This window comes from Vibrio sp. SCSIO 43132 (assembly GCF_019904195.1).
Classification (GTDB): domain Bacteria; phylum Pseudomonadota; class Gammaproteobacteria; order Enterobacterales; family Vibrionaceae; genus Vibrio; species Vibrio nigripulchritudo.
In genome coordinates, this window is record NZ_CP063199.1 from 1 (window position 1) to 21432 (window position 21432).

Annotated in this window: 21 protein-coding genes and 1 riboswitch; of the genes, 12 read left to right on the forward strand and 9 right to left on the reverse strand. The window is 46.8% G+C overall.

Annotated features, from left to right (window positions below):
• The first annotated feature begins 57 nt into the window (after positions 1 to 57).
• From dnaA to INR79_RS00030, 6 genes are all read left to right on the forward strand, one after another.
• On the forward strand, positions 58 to 1458 hold the full coding sequence (dnaA, locus tag INR79_RS00005) for a chromosomal replication initiator protein DnaA (RefSeq protein ID WP_004400204.1): 1401 nt from the start codon (positions 58 to 60) through the stop codon (positions 1456 to 1458).
• A gap of 15 nt (positions 1459 to 1473) precedes the next feature.
• The gene (gene dnaN / locus INR79_RS00010; RefSeq protein WP_223095445.1) at positions 1474 to 2574 is read left to right on the forward strand and encodes a DNA polymerase III subunit beta; all 1101 of its coding nucleotides are present in this window, start codon (positions 1474 to 1476) and stop codon (positions 2572 to 2574) included.
• Positions 2575 to 2586: 12 nt separating this feature from the next.
• Entirely contained in the window at positions 2587 to 3666 is a 1080-nt protein-coding gene (recF, locus tag INR79_RS00015) for a DNA replication/repair protein RecF (RefSeq protein WP_223095449.1), read from the forward strand.
• Between the two features lie 14 nt (positions 3667 to 3680).
• Positions 3681 to 6098, forward strand: a complete 2418-nt coding sequence (gene gyrB / locus INR79_RS00020) for a DNA topoisomerase (ATP-hydrolyzing) subunit B (protein ID WP_004400201.1) — start codon at positions 3681 to 3683, stop codon at positions 6096 to 6098.
• Positions 6099 to 6547: 449 nt separating this feature from the next.
• Positions 6548 to 6982: an Hsp20 family protein gene (locus tag INR79_RS00025; RefSeq protein WP_223095451.1), complete on the forward strand. Its 435-nt coding sequence runs from the start codon at positions 6548 to 6550 to the stop codon at positions 6980 to 6982.
• 282 nt (positions 6983 to 7264) lie between these two features.
• On the forward strand, positions 7265 to 8383 hold the full coding sequence (locus INR79_RS00030) for a Wzz/FepE/Etk N-terminal domain-containing protein (RefSeq protein ID WP_262415363.1): 1119 nt from the start codon (positions 7265 to 7267) through the stop codon (positions 8381 to 8383).
• 76 nt (positions 8384 to 8459) lie between these two features.
• Here INR79_RS00030 and INR79_RS00035 read toward each other — a convergent pair whose 3' ends face one another.
• Positions 8460 to 9710, reverse strand: a complete 1251-nt coding sequence (locus INR79_RS00035) for a valine--pyruvate transaminase (protein WP_223095454.1) — start codon at positions 9708 to 9710, stop codon at positions 8460 to 8462.
• A 344-nt stretch (positions 9711 to 10054) separates the two neighbouring features.
• Between INR79_RS00035 and INR79_RS00040 the strand changes: the two genes are divergently transcribed.
• Both INR79_RS00040 and INR79_RS00045 read left to right on the forward strand, forming a co-directional pair.
• Complete coding sequence (locus INR79_RS00040; RefSeq protein WP_223095458.1) at positions 10055 to 10417, forward strand: hypothetical protein; 363 nt, start codon at positions 10055 to 10057, stop codon at positions 10415 to 10417.
• A 107-nt stretch (positions 10418 to 10524) separates the two neighbouring features.
• On the forward strand, positions 10525 to 10890 hold the full coding sequence (locus tag INR79_RS00045) for a hypothetical protein (protein ID WP_022549477.1): 366 nt from the start codon (positions 10525 to 10527) through the stop codon (positions 10888 to 10890).
• A 61-nt stretch (positions 10891 to 10951) separates the two neighbouring features.
• Here the strand turns inward: INR79_RS00045 and glyS are convergent, their stop codons facing one another.
• Positions 10952 to 13018 (reverse strand): glycine--tRNA ligase subunit beta, encoded by a 2067-nt coding sequence (gene glyS, locus INR79_RS00050; RefSeq protein WP_223095461.1) that lies wholly within the window; start codon positions 13016 to 13018, stop codon positions 10952 to 10954.
• A 2-nt stretch (positions 13019 to 13020) separates the two neighbouring features.
• The gene (gene glyQ, locus INR79_RS00055; RefSeq protein ID WP_223095465.1) at positions 13021 to 13953 is read right to left on the reverse strand and encodes a glycine--tRNA ligase subunit alpha; all 933 of its coding nucleotides are present in this window, start codon (positions 13951 to 13953) and stop codon (positions 13021 to 13023) included.
• Between the two features lie 207 nt (positions 13954 to 14160).
• Positions 14161 to 14293, forward strand: a riboswitch (yybP-ykoY riboswitch).
• 92 nt (positions 14294 to 14385) lie between these two features.
• Between glyQ and INR79_RS00060 the strand changes: the two genes are divergently transcribed.
• Positions 14386 to 14949: a TMEM165/GDT1 family protein gene (locus tag INR79_RS00060; protein WP_038123376.1), complete on the forward strand. Its 564-nt coding sequence runs from the start codon at positions 14386 to 14388 to the stop codon at positions 14947 to 14949.
• Positions 14950 to 15036: 87 nt separating this feature from the next.
• Positions 15037 to 15294, forward strand: coding sequence for a hypothetical protein (locus tag INR79_RS00065; protein ID WP_004400192.1), 258 nt, complete (start codon positions 15037 to 15039; stop codon positions 15292 to 15294).
• A gap of 49 nt (positions 15295 to 15343) precedes the next feature.
• Here INR79_RS00065 and tusA read toward each other — a convergent pair whose 3' ends face one another.
• Positions 15344 to 15592 carry a sulfurtransferase TusA gene (tusA, locus tag INR79_RS00070; protein ID WP_004400191.1) on the reverse strand — a complete coding sequence of 83 codons (249 nt, stop codon included), beginning with the start codon at positions 15590 to 15592 and terminating at the stop codon, positions 15344 to 15346.
• A 136-nt stretch (positions 15593 to 15728) separates the two neighbouring features.
• Here tusA and INR79_RS00075 point away from each other — a divergent pair, with 136 nt between their 5' ends.
• A complete protein-coding gene (locus tag INR79_RS00075) occupies positions 15729 to 15911 on the forward strand; it encodes a hypothetical protein (RefSeq protein WP_079655540.1) in 183 nt (60 codons plus the stop codon).
• Positions 15912 to 16097: 186 nt separating this feature from the next.
• On the forward strand, positions 16098 to 17048 hold the full coding sequence (locus tag INR79_RS00080; RefSeq protein WP_022612375.1) for a LysR family transcriptional regulator: 951 nt from the start codon (positions 16098 to 16100) through the stop codon (positions 17046 to 17048).
• A 52-nt stretch (positions 17049 to 17100) separates the two neighbouring features.
• On the opposite strand, the gene INR79_RS00085 is transcribed toward INR79_RS00080, so the two are convergent.
• The 5 genes from INR79_RS00085 to phnL form a co-directional block, all read right to left on the reverse strand.
• Positions 17101 to 18081: an MDR family oxidoreductase gene (locus INR79_RS00085; protein WP_022606837.1), complete on the reverse strand. Its 981-nt coding sequence runs from the start codon at positions 18079 to 18081 to the stop codon at positions 17101 to 17103.
• Positions 18082 to 18199: 118 nt separating this feature from the next.
• Complete coding sequence (phnP, locus tag INR79_RS00090) at positions 18200 to 18955, reverse strand: phosphonate metabolism protein PhnP (protein WP_223095467.1); 756 nt, start codon at positions 18953 to 18955, stop codon at positions 18200 to 18202.
• Positions 18946 to 19521 (reverse strand): ribose 1,5-bisphosphokinase, encoded by a 576-nt coding sequence (gene phnN, locus INR79_RS00095; RefSeq protein WP_223095469.1) that lies wholly within the window; start codon positions 19519 to 19521, stop codon positions 18946 to 18948. The genes phnP and phnN overlap by 10 nt, the downstream gene beginning before the upstream one ends.
• A gap of 28 nt (positions 19522 to 19549) precedes the next feature.
• Entirely contained in the window at positions 19550 to 20686 is a 1137-nt protein-coding gene (phnM, locus tag INR79_RS00100) for an alpha-D-ribose 1-methylphosphonate 5-triphosphate diphosphatase (RefSeq protein WP_223095471.1), read from the reverse strand.
• Positions 20687 to 20714: 28 nt separating this feature from the next.
• Entirely contained in the window at positions 20715 to 21431 is a 717-nt protein-coding gene (gene phnL / locus INR79_RS00105; RefSeq protein WP_022597406.1) for a phosphonate C-P lyase system protein PhnL, read from the reverse strand.
• Position 21432 lies beyond the last annotated feature (1 nt).

Genomic DNA, 21432 nt, shown 5'->3' on the forward strand with positions numbered 1-21432 from the left:
ACAGAGCGCTAGAATTACCAACCTTTTCCAAAGAATGATTATAAGAGTGAGGGCAACGTGTCATCTTCGCTTTGGTTGCAGTGTCTGCAACAGCTACAAGAAGAGCTACCATCGACTGAATTCAGCATGTGGGTAAGACCGCTTCAGGCGGAGCTCAATGACAATACCCTGACTTTATTCGCCCCAAACCGTTTTGTACTCGACTGGGTGCGCGATAAATATTTCGACAACATCAATCGCCTGCTTCTGCAATTTTGTGGTAACGATGTACCTAGCCTTCGATTTGAAGTCGGCAGTCGACGTGTTTCCGCACCAGCTCAGGCGACCCGCTCTCAAGCAGATGTAGCGGCAGAAACCTCGGCTCCGGCGCAGCTTCAGGCGCGCAAGCCCGTGCACAAAACCTGGGAAAATGACAGCGAAGTGGTGGACATCAACCATCGCTCAAACGTCAACATTAAACATAAATTCAATAACTTCGTTGAAGGTAAGTCGAACCAGTTAGGTTTGGCAGCTGCGCGTCAGGTTGCTGATAATCCGGGCGCCGCATACAACCCGCTTTTCCTATACGGTGGCACAGGTTTAGGTAAAACCCACCTGTTGCATGCGGTTGGCAATGCCATTGTGGATAACAAGCCCAATGCGAAAGTGGTGTACATGCACTCTGAACGATTCGTTCAGGACATGGTAAAAGCCCTACAAAATAACGCCATTGAAGAGTTCAAACGTTATTACCGCAGCGTGGATGCATTGCTGATTGATGACATCCAATTCTTTGCCAATAAAGAGCGCTCCCAGGAAGAGTTTTTCCATACCTTTAACGCATTGCTGGAAGGCAATCAGCAAATCATCCTGACTTCTGATCGCTACCCGAAAGAGATCAACGGCGTAGAAGATCGTCTTAAATCTCGTTTCGGCTGGGGCTTAACCGTTGCGATTGAACCACCAGAGCTGGAAACCCGTGTGGCGATCTTGATGAAGAAAGCGGAAGATCACCAAATTCATCTTGCCGATGAAGTGGCGTTCTTCATTGCGAAGCGTTTACGCTCTAATGTTCGTGAACTGGAAGGGGCGCTGAACCGTGTCATTGCCAACGCGAACTTTACTGGTCGCCCGATCACCATTGATTTCGTTCGTGAAGCGCTGCGCGATTTGCTTGCGCTTCAGGAAAAACTGGTCACCATCGACAATATTCAAAAAACCGTCGCCGAGTACTATAAAATTAAAGTGGCCGATCTGTTGTCTAAGCGCCGCTCTCGCTCGGTTGCGCGTCCTCGCCAATTGGCTATGGCTTTGTCTAAAGAGCTCACTAACCACAGCTTGCCTGAAATTGGTGATGCGTTTGGTGGTCGCGACCACACCACGGTACTGCACGCTTGTCGCAAGATAGAGCAGCTTCGTGAAGAGAGCCATGATATAAAAGAAGACTACTCAAACCTAATTAGAACCTTATCGTCATAAGGCAAAGAGATACCAATGAAATTTACCATCGAACGCAGCCATCTGATCAAACCATTACAACAAGTCTCTGGCGCTCTGGGTGGACGTCCCACGTTACCAATTCTGGGTAACCTTCTGCTGAAAGTAGAAAACGGTCAGCTGGCAATGACGGCGACTGATCTTGAAGTAGAGCTGGTGGCCAATGTCGCGTTGGAAGGGGAATTTGAAGCCGGCAGCACTACAGTGCCTTCCCGTAAATTCTTGGATATCTGCCGTGGTCTGCCAGACAATGCGATCATCACTGTAGTGATGGAAGCTGATCGCGTACAAGTACGCTCAGGTCGCAGCCGTTTCTCACTTTCTACTCTGCCAGCCAGTGATTTTCCAAACATTGAAGACTGGCAAAGCGAAGCCGATATTACGCTGTCGCAGCAAGAGCTACGTAGCCTGATCGAGAAAACCCAATTCTCTATGGCGAACCAAGACGTTCGCTATTACCTCAACGGCATGCTGTTTGAAATCGAAGGTACGACACTGCGTTCAGTTGCCACAGACGGACACCGTATGGCGGTATCTCAAACCCAGCTCGCTTCGGAGCTGCCAAACCAGCAGATTATCTTGCCACGCAAAGGTGTTCAGGAGCTGGTGAAGCTGCTCGATGCCCCTGAAGCGGAAGTGACGCTGCAAATTGGCAGCGCTAACCTGCGTGCCGCTGTGAATAACTTTACCTTCACGTCGAAGCTGGTGGATGGTCGATTCCCTGACTACCGACGTGTGATGCCACAAAGCAGTAACAAAACACTCGAAGCCCCGTGTGAAGAACTGAAAAGTGCCTTCTCACGTGCGGCGATTCTGTCGAATGAGAAATTCCGCGGCGTTCGTGTGAATTTTAATGGCAGTGAAATGCGCATTACGGCCAATAACCCTGAGCAGGAAGAAGCGGAAGAGATGTTGGACGTCTCGTTCCAGGGGGACGACTTAGAAATCGGCTTCAACGTGAGTTACGTGTTGGATGTATTGAACACGTTGCGTTGTGATCAGGTCCGTATTTCCATGTCTGACGCCAATGCCAGTGCGTTGATTGAGAATGCCGAAGACGACAGTGCCATGTACGTGGTTATGCCAATTCGTCTGTAATGGATTCGGCAGATGCCACTCACCAGACTGATTGTTCAGCAATTTCGTAATATTGAAGCCTGTGATGTCGAACTGTCACCAGGCTTTAATTTTCTTGTGGGACCGAACGGCAGTGGCAAAACCAGTGTGCTGGAAGCCATCTATCTGCTTGGTCATGGTCGTTCATTCAAGAGCTCACTCACGGGTCGAGTTATCCAAAACGAGTGCGATGAACTCTTTGTTCACGGGCGTTTTTTGAACCCGGATCAATTTGAGCTTCCGATTGGGATTAATAAGCAGCGCGATGGCTCTACAGAGGTTAAAATAGGCGGTGAGTCCGGACAAAAACTGGCGCAGCTAGCTCAGGTTTTGCCGTTGCAACTGATACATCCTGAAGGGTTTGAATTGCTCACAGACGGACCCAAGTTTCGACGTGCGTTTATCGACTGGGGCGTGTTTCACACTGAACCCCATTTTTACGATGCATGGGGGCGATTTAAAAGGCTCAACAAACAGCGTAATGCGCTGTTGAAAACTGCTACTCATTACCGGGAGCTCAGCTACTGGGATCAGCAGATGGCAACGTTGGCTGAAAACATCAGCCACTGGCGCAAAGAATACGTTGAAAACATGGCAAAAGTGGCGGAGGAAATCTGTCGCACATTTTTGCCAGAATTTGATATCCAATTGAAGTATTATCGTGGGTGGGACAAAGATACCCCCTATCAGGATATCCTCGAAAACAACTTCGAACGCGATCAGTCACTCGGGTACACCTTTAGTGGACCCAACAAGGCAGATTTAAGAATCAAAGTGAATGGGACGCCTGTAGAAGACGTTCTGTCACGCGGTCAACTGAAACTCATGGTGTGTGCGCTAAGAGTCGCGCAGGGGCAGCATTTGACTGAAATGACCGGAAAGCAGTGTATCTACCTGATAGATGATTTTGCTTCTGAATTAGATAGCCAACGTCGCCAGCGGTTAGCCGACTGCTTAAAAGCGACGGGGGCACAAGTATTTGTAAGTTCTATTACTGAGAGTCAAATCGTTGATATGCTCGACGAAAATGGCAAAATGTTTCATGTGGAACACGGTACGATAGAGCAAGGATAAAAAGAGAGTAACTCATGTCTGAAAATTACGATTCATCGAGTATTAAGGTACTGAAGGGTCTGGATGCGGTACGTAAGCGTCCGGGTATGTACATCGGCGATACAGACGATGGCACCGGTTTGCACCACATGGTCTTTGAGGTGGTGGACAACTCCATTGATGAAGCGTTGGCGGGTCACTGTAAAGACATCATTGTGACGATTCATGAGGATAACTCGGTATCCGTTAGCGACGATGGTCGTGGTATCCCAACGGAAATGCACCCAGAAGAAAACGTATCCGCGGCTGAAGTGATCATGACGGTTCTTCACGCTGGTGGTAAGTTCGACGACAACTCATACAAAGTATCAGGCGGTCTTCACGGGGTAGGTGTTTCGGTAGTAAACGCCCTGTCTAAGCAGGTGACGCTTACCATCCATCGCGGCGGTCAAATTCATACTCAAACTTACCACCACGGTGAGCCACAAGCGCCATTGTCAGTGATTGGTGATACTGATAAAACCGGTACCCAAATCCGTTTCTGGCCAAGTGAAGACACTTTCTCTAATGTGGAATTCCACTACGACATCCTGGCGAAACGTCTGCGTGAGCTTTCTTTCCTGAACTCGGGTGTTTCAATCAAACTGGTTGATGAGCGTGAAGAAGATAAGAACGACCACTTCATGTTTGAAGGGGGTATTCAAGCCTTTGTTGAGCATCTAAATACCAACAAAACACCGATCATCCAAAAGATTTTCCACTTTGACTCTGAGCGCGAAGACGGCATCACCGTTGAAGTTGCGATGCAATGGAACGACGGCTTCCAGGAAAACATCTACTGTTTTACTAACAACATCCCTCAGCGCGATGGCGGTACTCACCTTGCAGGTTTCCGTGCAGCGCTGACTCGTACTTTAAACAGCTTCATGGATAAAGAAGGGTTCTCGAAGAAAGCCAAAGCAGCGACGTCCGGTGATGATGCTCGTGAAGGTCTGACGGCAGTTATCTCGGTGAAAGTGCCGGACCCTAAGTTCTCAAGCCAGACCAAAGACAAGCTAGTGTCTTCAGAAGTGAAGTCAGCGGTAGAATCTGCAATGGGCGAGAAACTGCAAGAGTTCCTCGTTGAAAACCCGAACGAAGCGAAAACAGTCTGTTCCAAAATCATCGATGCAGCTCGTGCCCGTGAAGCGGCGCGTAAAGCACGTGAAATGACACGTCGTAAAGGCGCACTCGACCTTGCGGGGCTTCCGGGTAAACTGGCGGATTGCCAAGAGAAAGACCCTGCGCTTTCTGAACTCTACATTGTGGAGGGTGACTCTGCGGGCGGTAGTGCCAAGCAGGGTCGTAACCGTAAGAACCAAGCCATCTTGCCACTGAAAGGTAAGATTCTGAACGTCGAAAAAGCGCGTTTTGACAAGATGCTGTCTTCACAAGAAGTCGCAACGCTGATCACCGCTCTAGGCTGTGGTATCGGTCGAGACGAGTACAACCCAGACAAATTGCGTTACCACAACATCATCATCATGACCGATGCCGACGTCGATGGTTCGCACATCCGTACGCTTCTTTTGACCTTCTTCTACCGTCAAATGCCAGAGCTTATTGAACGCGGCTACGTGTACATCGCTCAGCCACCGCTTTACAAAGTGAAGAAAGGCAAGCAAGAGCAGTACATTAAAGACGAAGATGCAATGAGCCAATACCAGGTGTCATTGGCACTGGATAATGCTGCACTGCATGTTAACGCTGAAGCGCCAGCTCTGGCGGGTGAAGCACTAGAGAAACTGGTTCAGCAATACAATGCGGGCATGAAGCTGGTAGAGCGTATGAGCCGCCGTTACCCACATTCGTTGATGCATGAGTTTATTTATGTACCTCGTATCACAGCTGAGCAGTGTCAAGACACCGCCGCGGTTGAAGCTTGGGGCAAACAGCTAGTTGACCAGTTGAATGCCAAAGAAGTAGGGGCAAGCCAGTACAGCCTGGAAATTGAGAAACACGAAGAGTTGGGTGTTAGCTTACCAAAAGTAGTGATCCGTACTCATGGTGTGACTCATGAACACGTATTGAGTGTTGATCTGTTCAACTCAAAAGAATACGGCAAGCTAGCGGATCTGTCTGAAGCTCTGGACGGTCTGATCGAAGATGGTGCCTACATCAAACGTGGTGAACGTACTCAGCCAATTTCAAACTTTGTCGAAGCGCTAGAATGGCTATTCAAAGAGTCTCGTCGTGGTTTGAGCCTACAGCGATACAAAGGTCTGGGAGAGATGAACCCTGATCAGCTTTGGGAAACCACCATGGACCCAGAAACTCGTCGTATGATGCAAGTAACCATTGAAGATGCCGTTGGCGCAGATCAGCTGTTCACCACATTAATGGGTGATCAGGTTGAGCCGCGTCGTAACTTCATTGAAGAGAATGCGCTAAAAGTAGCCAACCTGGACGTTTAGATTTATTTCTCTTCGCTGGATGAGCTGATGTCTATGTCGAAGGTGCTCATTTATGTTTATAAACTCCGCGCCTTCTTCTCGAACTAAGCTCATCCAGCTTTGATAAATATGCGAAATCACTTTAAAGACTGCCTTCTTAGGCGGTCTTTTTGATTTTTAACACTATGAAAAATAATGCTTTTAAAATTATTTTTGTCTTTTCTCTTGAAAGGCTAAGCGACTATCCACATATCTTGTTTTGAGAGGACGCCGTAAGGGTCTCTTAAAACGCTTGTCCAGTTTGTGTCTCGCCAAGAAGGCAAAAGAGAACAAACGAATACGGAAAGCACACAATTTAACTTTTGTTAGCGACCATGTCCCAAGGCATCCATTGCTCGTGGAATGGTAAGACTAACTCCTTGGCATCTATGAAAATAGCCAAGGCTATTGCTTATCATGAGGATAGTATTATGCGTAATGTAGATTTCACTCCCCTATATCGTAACGCCATTGGTTTTGATCGTCTGTTAAACCTGATGGAAGCCAACTCAGCGAAAAATTCTTCTGGCGGATACCCTCCGTACAACATTGAGCAAAAAGACGAAAACAACTACCGCATTACTATGGCTGTCGCTGGTTTTGCTGAAGAGCATCTAGAGCTAACTCAAAAAGAGAACATGCTGATTGTTCGAGGTGAAAGACAGGCCGAAGAAGGCAAGAACTACGTATACCAAGGCATTGCCGAGCGCAACTTTGAGCGCAAATTCCAACTCGCCGATTATGTAAAAGTCGTTGGAGCAAACATGGAAAATGGACTACTGCACGTAGATCTAGAGCGCGAGATTCCAGAAGCAATGAAGCCACGTAAAATTGCCATAAATGGCAAAAACCTCATCGAAAGCTGATCATTGACGAAAGAGCAATAAAACGCCCGCAATTGCGGGCGGTTTTAGTTGTAGACATAAAGAATTGACTTGAAAGTAGATTAAGACGAAGGTTTAAATAGATCTTTGTGAAGAAATAGTAGAAATATGTACTCATAATGCCAATCAATCTAAGAAAAGTATTGATACTTAACAGTATAAGCTTTGAACAGAATTTTCGATGAGAATTCACTATTAGTGTATGATAAACTCCTGCTTTGACTTTGAACTAGCAGTATCAATCTCAAAGTGTAAGGAACGCAAGTGCACAATCATAACAATCCAATAATGAGTAAACAAAATACCCAGATGACTAACAATTACCAACAGAATGACGAGATTGACTTACGTGAACTGTGTCAGTCTATTTGGGAAGGCAAATTGGTTGTGTTCGCATCTACAGCTTTAGTTGCCATTGTTGCGCTACTATATGCTCTGCTAGCACAAGAATGGTGGACTTCAAAAGCCAAAGTAGCACTTCCTCAGTTATACAACCTAGCTGAATACGAGAAGCAAGTCAGTCAATTTCAACCCATTTTTGATGTTTATCAAGAAGATGGGACTGTATTGGTGAGTGAAAAATTGGACCCTTTGAGGGATCCAGAGATCTTGTTTGCACAATTCATACAGGCATTTAACTCTTCTAACAACAAAAAGCTATTTCTATCCTCAAATCCAGAATTTGTTGAATACTTGAAGCAATATGATGAAGATGAAGATAAGGAATACTTGGATAAGTTTTATTCTCTTTGGTTTGAAAATATTTTAGCGGATAAAGAAAATAAAAAGAGCGATGATCACGTTTATGAATTAAGTTTTACAGCTAAAACACAGGAAAGTAGTGCGCTAAACTTGCAAGACTACGTTCGGTTTGTAAAATTAAAGACTCACGAGTCTGCTTTGCGAAATTTGCAATCAATTGTAGATGCAAAACAAGATGAACTTCATTTGCAAAAAAGAATTTTGGTTTCTCAAGCAGAGTCTCGTATAGAAGTTGAAATCGAAAGTGCGGAATATGCACTTAGAATGGCAGTTGCTGCGAATGTGATATCTCCTATTCAGACAAATAGTGACAAAGAGCGTTTCCATATAGATCTTGGTGTAAAAGCGTTGAAGGAGAAGGTTGAGGTTTTACGTTCTATTAAAAATTTGGGTGTAATAGAACCTAGGCTTCAGCAAGTACAAGCTAAGCTTGATTTATTAGGAAAGCTAAAAATAAACAATGACATTCAGTTTGATAATTTCCGATTACTTGATGATATAACTAAACCTGATTCAAGAGATAAACCTAAGCGAATTTTAATTGTATTACTTGGTATTATATTAGGTATGTTCTTGGGAATAGGCATTGTGCTGGTACGGACAGCATTTAAACAACCTTAGGTTTTGAATTTTATTATAGTGATCTAAGCCAACAGAACTAAACTGTTGGCTTTTTACGTTTTATCCTCTGAAAAGCTTATATATTTTCATAAGCCTTTTTTACCTCTTCTGCTATCACTCTAATTCCTTTTTGCATCGTCTCATCGTCTTGCACGTAATTCATACGTAAGCATTGGTGAGCGTGTTCCCATTCGTCTTCCTGACCGATAAAGAAATACTCTCCGGGAACGATCAGAACGCCACGGTTTTTCAGTCGTTGGTAAAGTTCCAAGGTCGTAATAGGCAACTCATCAAACCATAGCCACAAGAAAATTGCCCCTTCAGGCTTGTGGATACGAAAGCGTGGATCGTCAATCGCTTCTTGAAGAAGTTGAACCGCACGTTGTGATTTCTGCTGATAGAAAGGTTTTATGGTGTTTTGGCTAAGGTTAAGTAAATCTCCGGATTCAATCATATGCTTGCCCAGTGCAGGTCCCAAGCTGCCCGGTGCCAAGCTGATGATGCCATTCATGTTGGCTAGTGCTTGGGTGACTTCTTCATTAGCTATTACGATGCCGCAGCGAAGCCCAGGCAAACCGAGTTTAGACATACTCATGCAAAGAATGGTATTGTCATTCCAAAATGGCGATACATCTTCAAAGATGATATTTGGGAACGGAGTGCCATACGCGTTGTCGATGATCAGCGGGATGCCGTTGTCACGACCTAGCTTATCCAGTTTGCGAACTTCTTCATCCGTCAATACGTTACCTGTTGGATTGGTTGGGCGGGAAGCACAGATCGCAGCAATGGACTCATCGACTTTGAGTTGTTCAAAGTCGACATGGTATTTGAACATTCGGTTGTCCAGCATTTCGATTTCTGGGTGATAAGACACAAATATGTCGTCATCGATACCTGCATCACCATAGCCAATGTACTCAGGCGCAAGTGGCAAAAGAATCTTTTTATGCGATCCGTCTGCCTGCTGACCAGCCAGTAAGTTAAACAGATAGAAAAAGCCACTCTGGCTGCCGTTGGTCAGGCTGATGTTTTTCTCTGAAACATCCCACCCATAAGTCTCTTTTAATAAAGATGCCAATGCCGCAATAAATGCGTTTTTACCTTGAGGACCATCGTAATTTGCCATAGAGGCTACCAGTTCCCCACTTTCCAGCATTTTTGCACTGGCTTGATGAAAATATTCGAGCATCGCAGGTATGGCGGCTGGGTTACCGCCCCCGAGCATGATGGCGCCTGGTGTACGAAGACCATCGTTTAAGTCGTCCATTAGCTGCGTAATACCTGAGTATCGATTGAATTTTTCACCAAATGTAGAGAACTGCATTACTTCTTTTCCTAGTTATATCTTGTTGTATCTGTCATATATTTTTTGTATCAAATTGCTTGGCTTGTAAGGGCTATCCAGCGTTGATACAGATGTTGATAAAATGTTGTGCAAGACTGCTCAACATACCTGATCGAATCAGCAAGTGAAAGGGCATAAGAAGCTTTGTTTTTATCTATATCATCACGAGTTCTCGTTCAAATGGTGTTTCCGATATTTCAAATAGATAGAGAGTAACGGGTAAAACTCTTTGTGCTTTACTGCGATTTCATTCAATGAATCTGCAAGAGCGTTCCAACTCGCTGAAATATACTCTCCGTCATTAATCAGCAATTGGAAATATCATGAACCGTCACATTCTTTTAGCGGTATTGACCGCTCTTTCTTTGACTGCGTGCAACATTACTAACTATGACGCCGTAAAGCCCACTGCGAGTAAACAGGATATAGCGGAGGCCAAAAGTAAACTGAGTGGCATAGAAGGTATGAAAGTTACAGACGAAGGCTATATCACTTACTTTGAAATGGTGCCGCATGGCTACATGTGGGATACCCAGTCTATAAAACAAGCCAGCTATGAAGGTGCATGTGAAAATTTATACGACTTCTTGGAGATGGGGTTTGTGGTAAAAATTGGCTTCAAGGGTGAAGGTGGGCGCGAAGAACATTTTGACAAAGCACGTTGTAATGCTGAAGAGACTAACTAAAACTGTAGCTATTGACTGAAATGTTATAAATGTGTGCTTTACCTCCTTTAATGAATAGAAATTAAAGATAAAATGACGATTCATATAAAAAATTACTATGGATTGTTATGAAGTTTAAGTTAATAGCAGCAACGTCTATGTTGTCAGTTTTGGCTGGCTGTAATCTCACCAATTATGAGCCAACCCCTCCAAATGTGACGCCTGAAAATATTGAGATAGCAAGGCAAGCATTCTCTGAAGTACCTGAGCTAAAAGTATCAGATGATGGGTATATCAGTTATGTTGCCTCCCTTCCTAGCTCTGGCTATAAGTGGCAGACCACTACTATTAAGAAAATCAGTTACGAATGGTCATGTGATAATTTGTATTCTTTCCTAGAAATGGGATTTGTCACCAAGATATTTTTTAAAGGGAAAGGTGGTCGTGAAGAGTATTTTGACAAAGCACGTTGCGACGCTGAAGAAACTAACTGATTTCTAGACAGATAAACAAAAGGAAGCCATTTGGCTTCCTTTTTCATTTTTATTCAGTCAGTTACTTCTGCAACAAAGAAATATCTGCGATTTGCAGGAACAAGTTACGCAGATTGTTTAGAAGCGTCAGACGGTTCTTCTTAAGTGCTTCGTCATCCGCCATTACCATCACGTTGTCAAAGAATGCATCGACTGGTTCACGTAAGTCTGCAAGCTTGCTCAGCGCTTCTTGGTAGTTGCCAGTAGCGAATGCTGGTTCTAGCGCTTCGGTCATGACTTCAACATTTTCAGCCAGCGCTTTTTCAGCGTCTTCCTGAAGTAAAGACAGGTCGATGTCTGCTGCTAGCTCACCGTCAAACTTCGCAAGGATATTACCCACACGCTTATTGGCGGCAGCCAGTGCTTCAGCGGCTTCCAGGTCACGGAAGTGAGAAACAGCTTTCACGCGTTGGTCGAAATCCGCAGGTTTTGTTGGACGACGTGCCAGTACCGCCAGGATAATATCCACGCTGAAGCCTTCGTCTTTGTACCATGCGTTGAAGCGACCCAGCATAAACTCGATAACATCGGATTCAACATTTGCGTTGGTGAGTTTGTCGCCAAACAGAGATTTCGCTTTCGCGATAAGGTCTGTTAGGTCTAGGTTGTAGCCGTTTTCTACGAGGATACGAAGTACACCTAGAGACGCACGGCGAAGTGCGAATGGGTCAGAACCTTTTGGTGCTTGACCAATACCGAAAATACCGACGATGGTGTCCAGTTTGTCTGCCATCGCAACCGAAGAAGAGACACCTGTGCTTGGTAGGTCATCACCCGCAAAACGAGGCATGTATTGCTCGTTCAAAGCTAGTGCGACTTGCTCGTCTTCACCGTCGTGGCGTGCGTAGTGCATGCCCATCACGCCTTGCGTATCCGTAAACTCGAACACCATAGAGGTCATGAGGTCACATTTAGCCAATAGACCTGCACGTTTTGATTTTTCGACGTCGGCACCGATTTGTTCGGCAATGTAGCCAGCAAGTTCGGTGATGCGGTCGGTTTTGTCTTTAATCGTTCCCAGCTGTTTTTGGAAGATGGCTTGCTCAAGTTCTGGCAGGCGATCAATCAGCGGACGTTTGCGGTCAGTATTAAAGAAGAATTCTGCATCCGCCAGACGAGGACGAACCACTTTCTCGTTGCCTTCGATAACGTAGCGAGGTTCTTTTGATTCGATGTTGGAGACAAAGATGAAGTTTGGAAGAAGCTTCTTGCTGTCGTCATAGACAGGGAAGTACTTCTGATCGCCTTTCATGGTGTAAACCAAAGCTTCAGACGGTACTTTCAGGAACTCTTCTTCAAATTTCGCGGTCAGAACCACCGGCCACTCAACCAGAGAGGTCACTTCTTCAACCAAGTCATCTTCCAGATCGGCGACACCGCCAACCGCGGCAGCGGCTTTTTGAGAGTCGGCAAGGATAATGGCTTTACGCGCTTCGTAATCCGCCATCACTTTACCGCGCTCTTCCAGAATTGCAGGGTACTGATCTGCTGAGTCGATAGTGAATTCCTGCTCACCCATAAAGCGGTGACCGCGAATGGTGCGTGCTGAAGCAACGCCAAGGATTTCGCCTTCTATCAGCTCTTCGCCAAGCAGAATAGTCAGCGTTTTTACTGGACGAATGAATTGAGTGTCTTTGTTACCCCAACGCATTGGCTTTGGAATCGGCAGGTTTGCCAACGCTTTAGCGGCGAGGTCTACCACCAACTCCTGAACAGGCTTGCCTTTAACTTCTTGTTTGAACAGTAGCCATTCACCTTTGTCGGTTTTTAGGCGATCAGCTTGCTCTACAGTGATGCCATTGCCGCGTGCCCAGCCTTGAGCGGCTTTGGTTGCGTTACCTTCTTCATCAAAGGCAACAGAAACTGCAGGACCGCGCTTTTCTACCACTTTGTCCGCCTGACCTTCTGCAAGGCTTGCCACTTTCAATGCCAAACGGCGAGGGGAGGCGAACCACTTCACGCCTTCGTGTGCCAGCTCCGCACTTTTTAGCTCTGCTTTAAAGTTGGATGCAAAGGCTTCAGCTAGGGTACGCAGTGCCGTTGGTGGTAACTCTTCTGTACCCAGTTCAATTAGAAAATTCTTAGCCATGATTACTTCTCCTCGCCCTTTTGTTCTTGATTGCGACACATTGGGAAGCCCAAAGCTTCACGCGACGCGTAGTAGGCTTCCGCTACCCCTTTGGTGAGGTTACGGATTCGAAGGATGTAACGTTGACGCTCGGTAACCGAAATGGCTTTACGTGCATCTAGTAGGTTAAAGGCGTGAGCCGCTTTTAGAATGCGCTCATACGCCGGTAGTGGCAGAGGCTTTTCAAGCTCAAGCAGTTCTTTGGATTCTTTTTCGCATTGATCGAAGAAACTGAACAGGAAGTCGACATCGGCGTGCTCAAAGTTGTACGTCGATTGTTCCACTTCATTTTGGTGGAAAATGTCACCGTAAGTGACTGGCGTACCATCAGGACCGATATTCCAAACCAGATCGTAAACAGAGTCCACTTCTTGGATATACATAGCCAAACGCTCGATACCGTAAGTGATTTCGCCCGTTACCGGCTTACACTCCAGCCCACCGACTTGTTGGAAGTAGGTAAACTGAGTCACTTCCATGCCGTTAAGCCACACTTCCCAACCAAGACCCCAGGCACCCAGAGTCGGGTTTTCCCAGTTGTCTTCTACAAAACGGATATCATGAACTTGCGGGTCTACGCCTAGCACTTCCAATGAACCCAAGTACAACTCCTGAATGTTGTCTGGAGATGGTTTTAGTGCCACTTGGAATTGGTAGTAGTGCTGCAGACGGTTCGGGTTTTCACCGTAGCGACCGTCCGTTGGACGACGTGAAGGCTGCACGTAAGCGGTCGAGATTGGCTCGGGACCGAGTGCACGAAGACATGTCATTGGGTGAGAGGTACCTGCTCCCACTTCCATATCTAGCGGTTGAACAGTGGTACAACCATTTTGAGCCCAATAATCCTGCAGCGCGAGGATCATTCCCTGGAAGGTTTTGATATCGTAATTTTGCATAATCAGGTTCGCGCAATTCTTCTGTATGTTTCAATGAAAATAACCATTGAGTATACCCAGATAATGCCTTGCCGAGTAGAGGAAATGTCGCCTAAATCATGCTCAAAAGTCGCTTTTCATACCAAACTCGGTACAACCCTCGAAAAAAAGACGTTTTTCGAATTTTGATGTCTGTAACTTGCCAATATCCAGCCTTGAAATTACACTTTAAAAGTCTTTGGGGAGTAGCTTGCTTGTTCTTGTTGGAAGCGGAACAAGTTTGTACGTCAACATAATTGATGGATACCCATCATGGCGTATGAGACTCAGTAGCCTATAAAAAATGAAATCAGGCTGAGTTTAGCGAGACCATAGACAAGAATCACAAACCAGGGGTGGGGCGTGGGTCTTGTCTCTGGTTTTTTCTCGATGCCCTGCCCCATTGAGCATGTCGTGAGTGTATTAGCTATCTCTATTACCAGTGTCACACTGGCGGAAATTGGGGACAAAACCCAACTCCTTTCTCTTATCCTCGCCTCTCGGTATCGAAAGCCGGTGCCCATTGTTATGGCTATCTTTTTGGCTACGTTGCTCAACCATGCGCTTGCGGCTTGGTTAGGCGTGGTTGTAGCTGACCATTTATCCCAGGAAGTTCTGCGTTGGGTCGTGGTATTGAGCTTCTTAGCCATGGCACTTTGGGTGTTGATTCCCGACAACATGGAAGAAGAGGAATCGGTGTCTTTTCGTGGTCCGTTTATTGCCAGTTTCATTGCCTTTTTTATTGCGGAAATCGGAGACAAGACCCAGGTAGCGACGTCCATTTTAGGTGCGCAGTTTTCAGAACACTTAATGATCGTGATTTTGGGGACAACCGTGGGGATGATGCTGGCTAACGTGCCTGTTGTGATTTTCGGTAAGCTGAGTGGAGATAAATTGCCTTTTGTCACCATCCGTCGTGCCGCCAGCGTGCTGTTTGTATTACTCGCCATTGGTGCTTTGATTTTTGGAACGGAATAAACGAACGTAATTGTGAAAACAGGCACATACTTGGTTTTCACGAGATGGTACTTTCCCATATAGAGTGTGGAGCAGGAGGGTAAAACCATGTTAACGCGCTATATGGGCATGACCCCAGAAAGTCAGAGTTATTTGTTTACGTTTGGCTTGGCATTAACGCTGCTAGGTATGGTGTTAACGGACATGTGGCTACCCATGGTTGTTGGTGCCATCATCATGACAGGGCTCGCCGTTGAATCCTGGATTCGCGTCCAGCACTTAATCCCGATTCGAAAAGAGTTAAGAGACTTGCATCATCAAATAGAACAAGTTCAAAAGCAGCAACGCAAGCAATCAGAAGAATAGAAAAGGGCGACCATTAGGTCGCCCTTTTGCATTTGTATTGATTGAAATCTCAATCCAATCCCTTTTTGATCAGGTATTGATAAGGGAGAGATTCTGTCTGACTTCCTATCAGTTGGTGATCCATAAATCGACAGAAGCTCGGAATGTCACGCGTAGTAGACGGGTCATCGGCTTTAACCAGCAAAACATCCCCATCATTCATTGTTCTAATGGTTTTTCTTACCATCATCACTGGTTCTGGGCAACGCAGCCCTTCAGCTTCCAGTGTTTTCGTCGCGAGTGTCGGATCAAAAGTCATAGTTGTGCGTTCAATTAGATTTTGGAGGGCAAATCATACTGATGTCGAAAAAATATTCAATAACCTCTTGGCAAAGGCAAAAAATCCATGTAAGTTGGCTTTTAACAATTAAATAACATTTGAGCTAGGGGTGTGAATGCTAACGCAGTTAGACAGGCTAACAATTTACAGCGTACTGTGTTTTATTACATTTTGCGCACTGATACTTAGAAGCTCATCTGAAGTATCCCTTTTACCTCTAATTGGTTTATTTGCAACGATTTTTGGTATTTGGGTGGAAATGCATCGCTGGCAGAAACACGGCGAAAAACAGAATTAACACGACACTACTACACATTCCGACACTATCCCATTTTTCTTGGGCTTCCCCGCTGAAAGGCGGGATTTTTTTTACTTTTTATTTACAAGTTTGTTAATTTTTCACGTTAACTCACTTGATCTTGATTTGAATCTTATTTTGCTGCCTCTGGTATTATGAAGCTTTTACATCAGTCGAGTAAACGCTTTGGAACTGGAAGATATTTATCGCCGAGATTTAAATTTGCTGGTGGCACTTCGCGTGATCATTGAAGAAGGCAGTGTGAGCCGTGCTGCCGATCGACTCAACTTGAGCCAATCCGCGATGAGCCGTGTACTGGGGCGATTGAGAGACATGGTGGGTGATCCATTGTTTATCCGGCAAGGTCAGCATCTGATGCCGACCGAAAAAGCACTTACGCTGAATCAATCTCTTAACGAGCCACTTGAAGCGTTACGCTCACTCCTGACACCGGAAGAATTTGACCCGGAAACCTGCGATCAAACCTTTACCATCGCTACAACTGACTACGCCATGCAAACCATACTGCCGTTTGCACTGCCACGGATTTATCAAGAAGCCCCGCAAGTTAAGTTTGAATTCATTCCGTTACTTCATGATCAGTTGCCACAACAACTGACTCATCACGGCGCGGATTTGGCGATATGCCGCCCGATTGGTCCGGTGGAACCTTTAAACAGCGATGTGCTTGGTCGAGTGGGGGTGTCTTGCTTGGTTTCTAAGCATCATCCGATTGCAGACCAGAAAATGACGCTCACCGATTATCTTCAATATCCTCATGCGATGATTGCGATCAGCGATGGTGTGAAAGCGTTACTCGATCAGGCATTGGTGGACCAACCTTCTCGGAACATGGTTTTACGCGCCTATCATTTGGAAGCCGCTCTGGCGATTGTCGATACGTTACCACTGATCATCACAGTACCAGCCGATTTAGCCTATTTGGTCGCAGAGCGTTACGACCTAGTAGTGAAGCCACTGCCGTTTGAGTTTACGCCATTTGAATATTCAATGATCTGGCATCCCAGATGCGAACATTCTCCCGCGCAAGAATGGCTTCGTGCAGTGGTTAAACAAGAATGCAGCAAGCTGATTGCTAAGCGGGTAGAAGATTTAGGGTTGGACAGTAAAGGGTAACTAGAAATAAAAACGCCAGCATAAATGCTGACGTTTCTTAAAGGTCGAGTTTTTATGGCTTGATCACCACTCGCCCCGTTACCTGACCGTTGGTGATGTCTTCCGCGTATTTCGCTGCATCGTTCAAGGTGACTTCTGTACAAGCCTGTTCGTAGTAGCTTTCTGGCAGCAGTTCGGTCAGTTTCTCCCACGCAGCTACACGCTTTTCATAAGGGCAGTAAACCGAATCCACACCTTGAAGCCTAACATTTCTCAAAATAAACGGCATAACAGTGGTTGGCAGATCAAAACCGCCCGCCAAGCCGCAAGCGGCAACGGTGCTGTTGTAATCCATCTGTGCCAGCACTTTTGCCAGCATTTTGCTGCCCACGGTGTCGATTGCGCCAGCCCAGATTTGTTTTTCAAGCGGACGAGCAGGTTCTTCGAATTCGCTGCGTTCAATGACTCGGGCTGCACCGAGCTTTTCGAGCAAAGGTCCATTTTCTTCGACGCGACCGCTTACCGCAGCCACTTTGTAGCCGAGCACGCTCAGTAAATTGATAGCCACAGATCCGACACCGCCACTTGCACCGGTCACCAAAATCTCACCGTCCTCGGGTTTTACGCCACCGTCTAGAATGGCCTGAACACACAGCATAGCGGTTAATCCAGCAGTGCCGACCATCATAGCTTGTTTGCTGCTTAATCCTTTAGGAAGCGGAACCAGCCAGTCTGCTTTCAAACTGGCTTTTTGAGCCATGCCACCCCAGTGATTTTCGCCCACTCCCCAGCCGGTAAGAACCACCTGATCGCCATTTTGGTAGCGCTCGTCGGAAGAAGACAAGACCGTTCCTGCTAAATCGATCCCTGGCACCATAGGAAACTGACGGATGATTTTCCCTTTGCCTGTAATGGCGAGTCCGTCTTTGTAGTTTAAGGAAGAGTAATCGACCTCGATCACCACATCGCCTTCTGGCAACTGCGAATCGTCCAACGATTCAATGGTCGCAATGGTCTTTTTGTCTTCTTGGTTCAGTACGAGAGCTTGGAACATAGTCTTCTCCACAATAGTGAGGGTTGCTGGCAAAGCCAATAACGCCTATTTTAAGCTCGGTTTATCTATGAAAAAAATGACACTTTAGCATTATAGGTATGCAAAAAGTGCATGCTCATCACAGATGAAAAGATTGGTTGTCTTTGGCGAGAAAAAAAGAAGAAGAGAATTGGTTTGAATTTTCCATTGCCCAGCAGTCCAGGTCGTGGCTGATATGAATTAGCCCCATTTTGGAAATGGTGAGCTGCTGTTTGATGGACTGCGCCAGCAGGATGTCGTTGTGGTTTCGGGGTGGAGAATCCGGCATCGGCGGGTGGTTGCAATCCATCAGTACCAAATCTAGAGGTTTGTCTTTCAAAAATGCGTGTGTGTTCTTAGGCAATCCAACCGTGTCAGTGAGGTAAGCGAATGTTTTGCCTTGCCACTCGAAGAGATAACCAAAACAGGGTTTGGAATGTGAAAGCGGCACGGGTGTAATGGTGATGCCTTCCCACTCAAAAGGCTCAAACGCTTTCAGTGGCTGAAAGTCTAATAGCCCAGGGTGTTTGTATAGGTCATCGCACCCGTATTTGTCCGGTGGCGACAGCACTGGAATGGGTTGCCCTTTCCCCCAGCGCAAATCAAACAGCGATTGCACGTGGTCCATATGGAAATGGGTCAGCAAGATGGTATCGATGCTGCCCGCAGGAAAACGCTCAAGCAGGTGAGGGTGGTTGGCATCCAGCAGCAGGGTTTTGCCACTATGTTCGATATAAGCGGAGGTTTTGCCCCGTCGGAAAGCGTGTTCTTCTTTCGCCCGCTCACAGGCGATACAATCGCAGCCATAAACCGGAACATGCCCAGTATTACCCGTGCCCAATAGGGTTAGCTGCATAGACGTGTTTCCTTTTGCCATTGCTTTATATGTTTAAACTTAAGAATAAATTGTTCCACACTGCTTTGAAGTGTATCACTGTTGTCGATGACTAAGGCGTTGCTAGGCATTTTTTGCTGATATTGAATAGCGCGATCGATTCTGGCGTTAATTTCCGCCTCGCTTTCTCTTCCTCGCGCTTGCAGTCGCTGCTTCAATTGGTGAGTGTTAACATCAATCCACACAGGTTGGATACAGGTGGCAAATCGCTTTAGGGCTTCGGGGTAGTAGGCGCGTGACCCATTCAGAAAGACGTCCTGACCTTGGCTTAACCAGTGTTCGATTTCTTTTCCTACCCCGTAAAACAAGCCGTTGGCTTGCCAGTGCATGGCGAACAACTCTGACTGGACGCGTTGCTGGAACTCCTCCGGTGTTAATGCGACGTGGTTTTCACTTCCACTGTCTGCGCGCCTCGTGATGTATCGATGCGCTACTTGTACTGAGAGTCTGGCATCCTCCCGAATCGCCTGAATCACGCTGTCTTTTCCGCTTCCCGATGCGCCCATCACATAAAAGAGTGTCGCCATTGTTTTCTCCCACATTCATTGAATTAGCTTAGTACGCGATCTGTCCTTTGCACCATGCACGCTTGACGTAGGCTTGCCCTGCTACCTGCTCAACCAGAATCAGATCGGCGCGTTTGCCTTCTCGAATTTCACCGCGATCGTGCATGCCTAAAGCGTCTGCAGGGTTGGCTGTAGCGAGTTTCACCGTAGCAGGTAGATCCAGTGTGTTGCTTTCGTCTTCTGCCAGTTTGAATACGGAATCCAGCAGGCTTAACGGGAAATAGTCGGAAGAAAGCACATCCAGAACCCCCATGCTCGCCAGTTCGTGAGCGGCGACGTTACCCGAGTGCGACCCACCGCGAACCACGTTAGGTGCCCCCATCAGAACGTGTAACCCAAGCTGGTGGGAACGCGTTGCCGCTTCCACGGTGGTTGGAAACTCTGCCAGCACCAAGCCGAGATCGTGGGATTCTTCCACGTGCGCGTTGGTCGCATCGTCGTGGCTCGCCATCGGGATACCGCGTTCACGACACAGTTCAGCAATGGCTTTGCGGTTGGTATCCGACCATTGCTCCGAAAGACGTCGCTGCTCGGCTTCGTAGGTTTGCATCTCTACATCGTTTAAGCCGTATTTGCCTTGGTAATACTCGTAGTATTTTTGAAGATTGACGAATTGGCGCTGACCGGGCGAGTGATCCATCAAAGAGACCATTTTCACCTGCGGTAATCCCAGATACCGCTCCGCTAGCCCATAGGTGGAAGAGTGCGGTAGTTCGCAGCGGATATGGAGGAAATGCTCGGCGCGATTCACGCCACGGCGCTCTGATTCCACCAAAGTGTCGATCATCTTGTCGAGATAATCCTGCCTTGTCCCACCATCGCGCACGTCGCCAACGGCGACGGCATCCAGCACAGTGGTGATGCCAGAGCCAATCAGCTGTGCATCATGTGCCGCCATGGCAGAAAACTCGGGCCAACTCACTTTCGGGCGAGGGGTAAAGTACTTTTCCAGATTATCGGTGTGAAGTTCAATCAATCCTGGCAGCAACCAATGACCTTGCCCGTTAAGGCTATTGGGATCGCTGTCCAAGCCTTCTGAGACGGACGCTATGGTGTGATTATCGATTTCAACGGTGCCATACACAACCGAGTCAGGCAGCACGATATTTACGTTAGTGATTTTCATGGTATGTCTCTTCTATTGCGTTGCCTTTCTATTGCAATGTGGCGCAAGGCTGCGGGTTCAAATACGTGGTCGCGGTCTTCACATCAAAGAACTTATTGGCGACGCGCTGACGAACGTATTCATCGTGGAAAATGCCGACGATCGTGGCACCGCGTGCTTTGGCTTCCAGAATCAGGTTGATCACCACATCGCGGTTTTTCTCATCCAGCGATGCTGTAGGCTCGTCAAGCAGGAGAATCGGAGCATCGACGATAAAGCCTCGCGCAATATTGACCCGTTGTTGCTCACCACCTGAGAAGGTCGCGGGGGCTAAGTGCCACAAAGTTTCTGGCACATTAAGGCGAGTGAGCATTGCAGCCGCTTTTTGCTGAGCTTGTTCTTCATCCACGCCGCGCTCCAGTAAAGGTTGCATCACCACCTCTAAGGCGGAAATACGGGGAATAACACGCAGGAACTGGCTCACCCAGCCCAGACTGTGCTGGCGCACCTGGAGTATCTGCCTTGGGGAGGCGTTTGCAATGTCTACCCACTGTTCATTGCTGTAAACCCGAATCGACCCGCTGTTGACGATGTAGTTGGCGTACAACGCCCGAAGCAGAGTGGATTTACCCGAACCGGATTCGCCATGCAGGACCAAGCATTCGCCTTGATCGACTTCAAAGCTGACCGAATTCATGACGGGTAAGGTGATACCTTGCTGGTTGTGGAGCACAAAGCTTTTACTGATATTTTCGACTCTTAACATG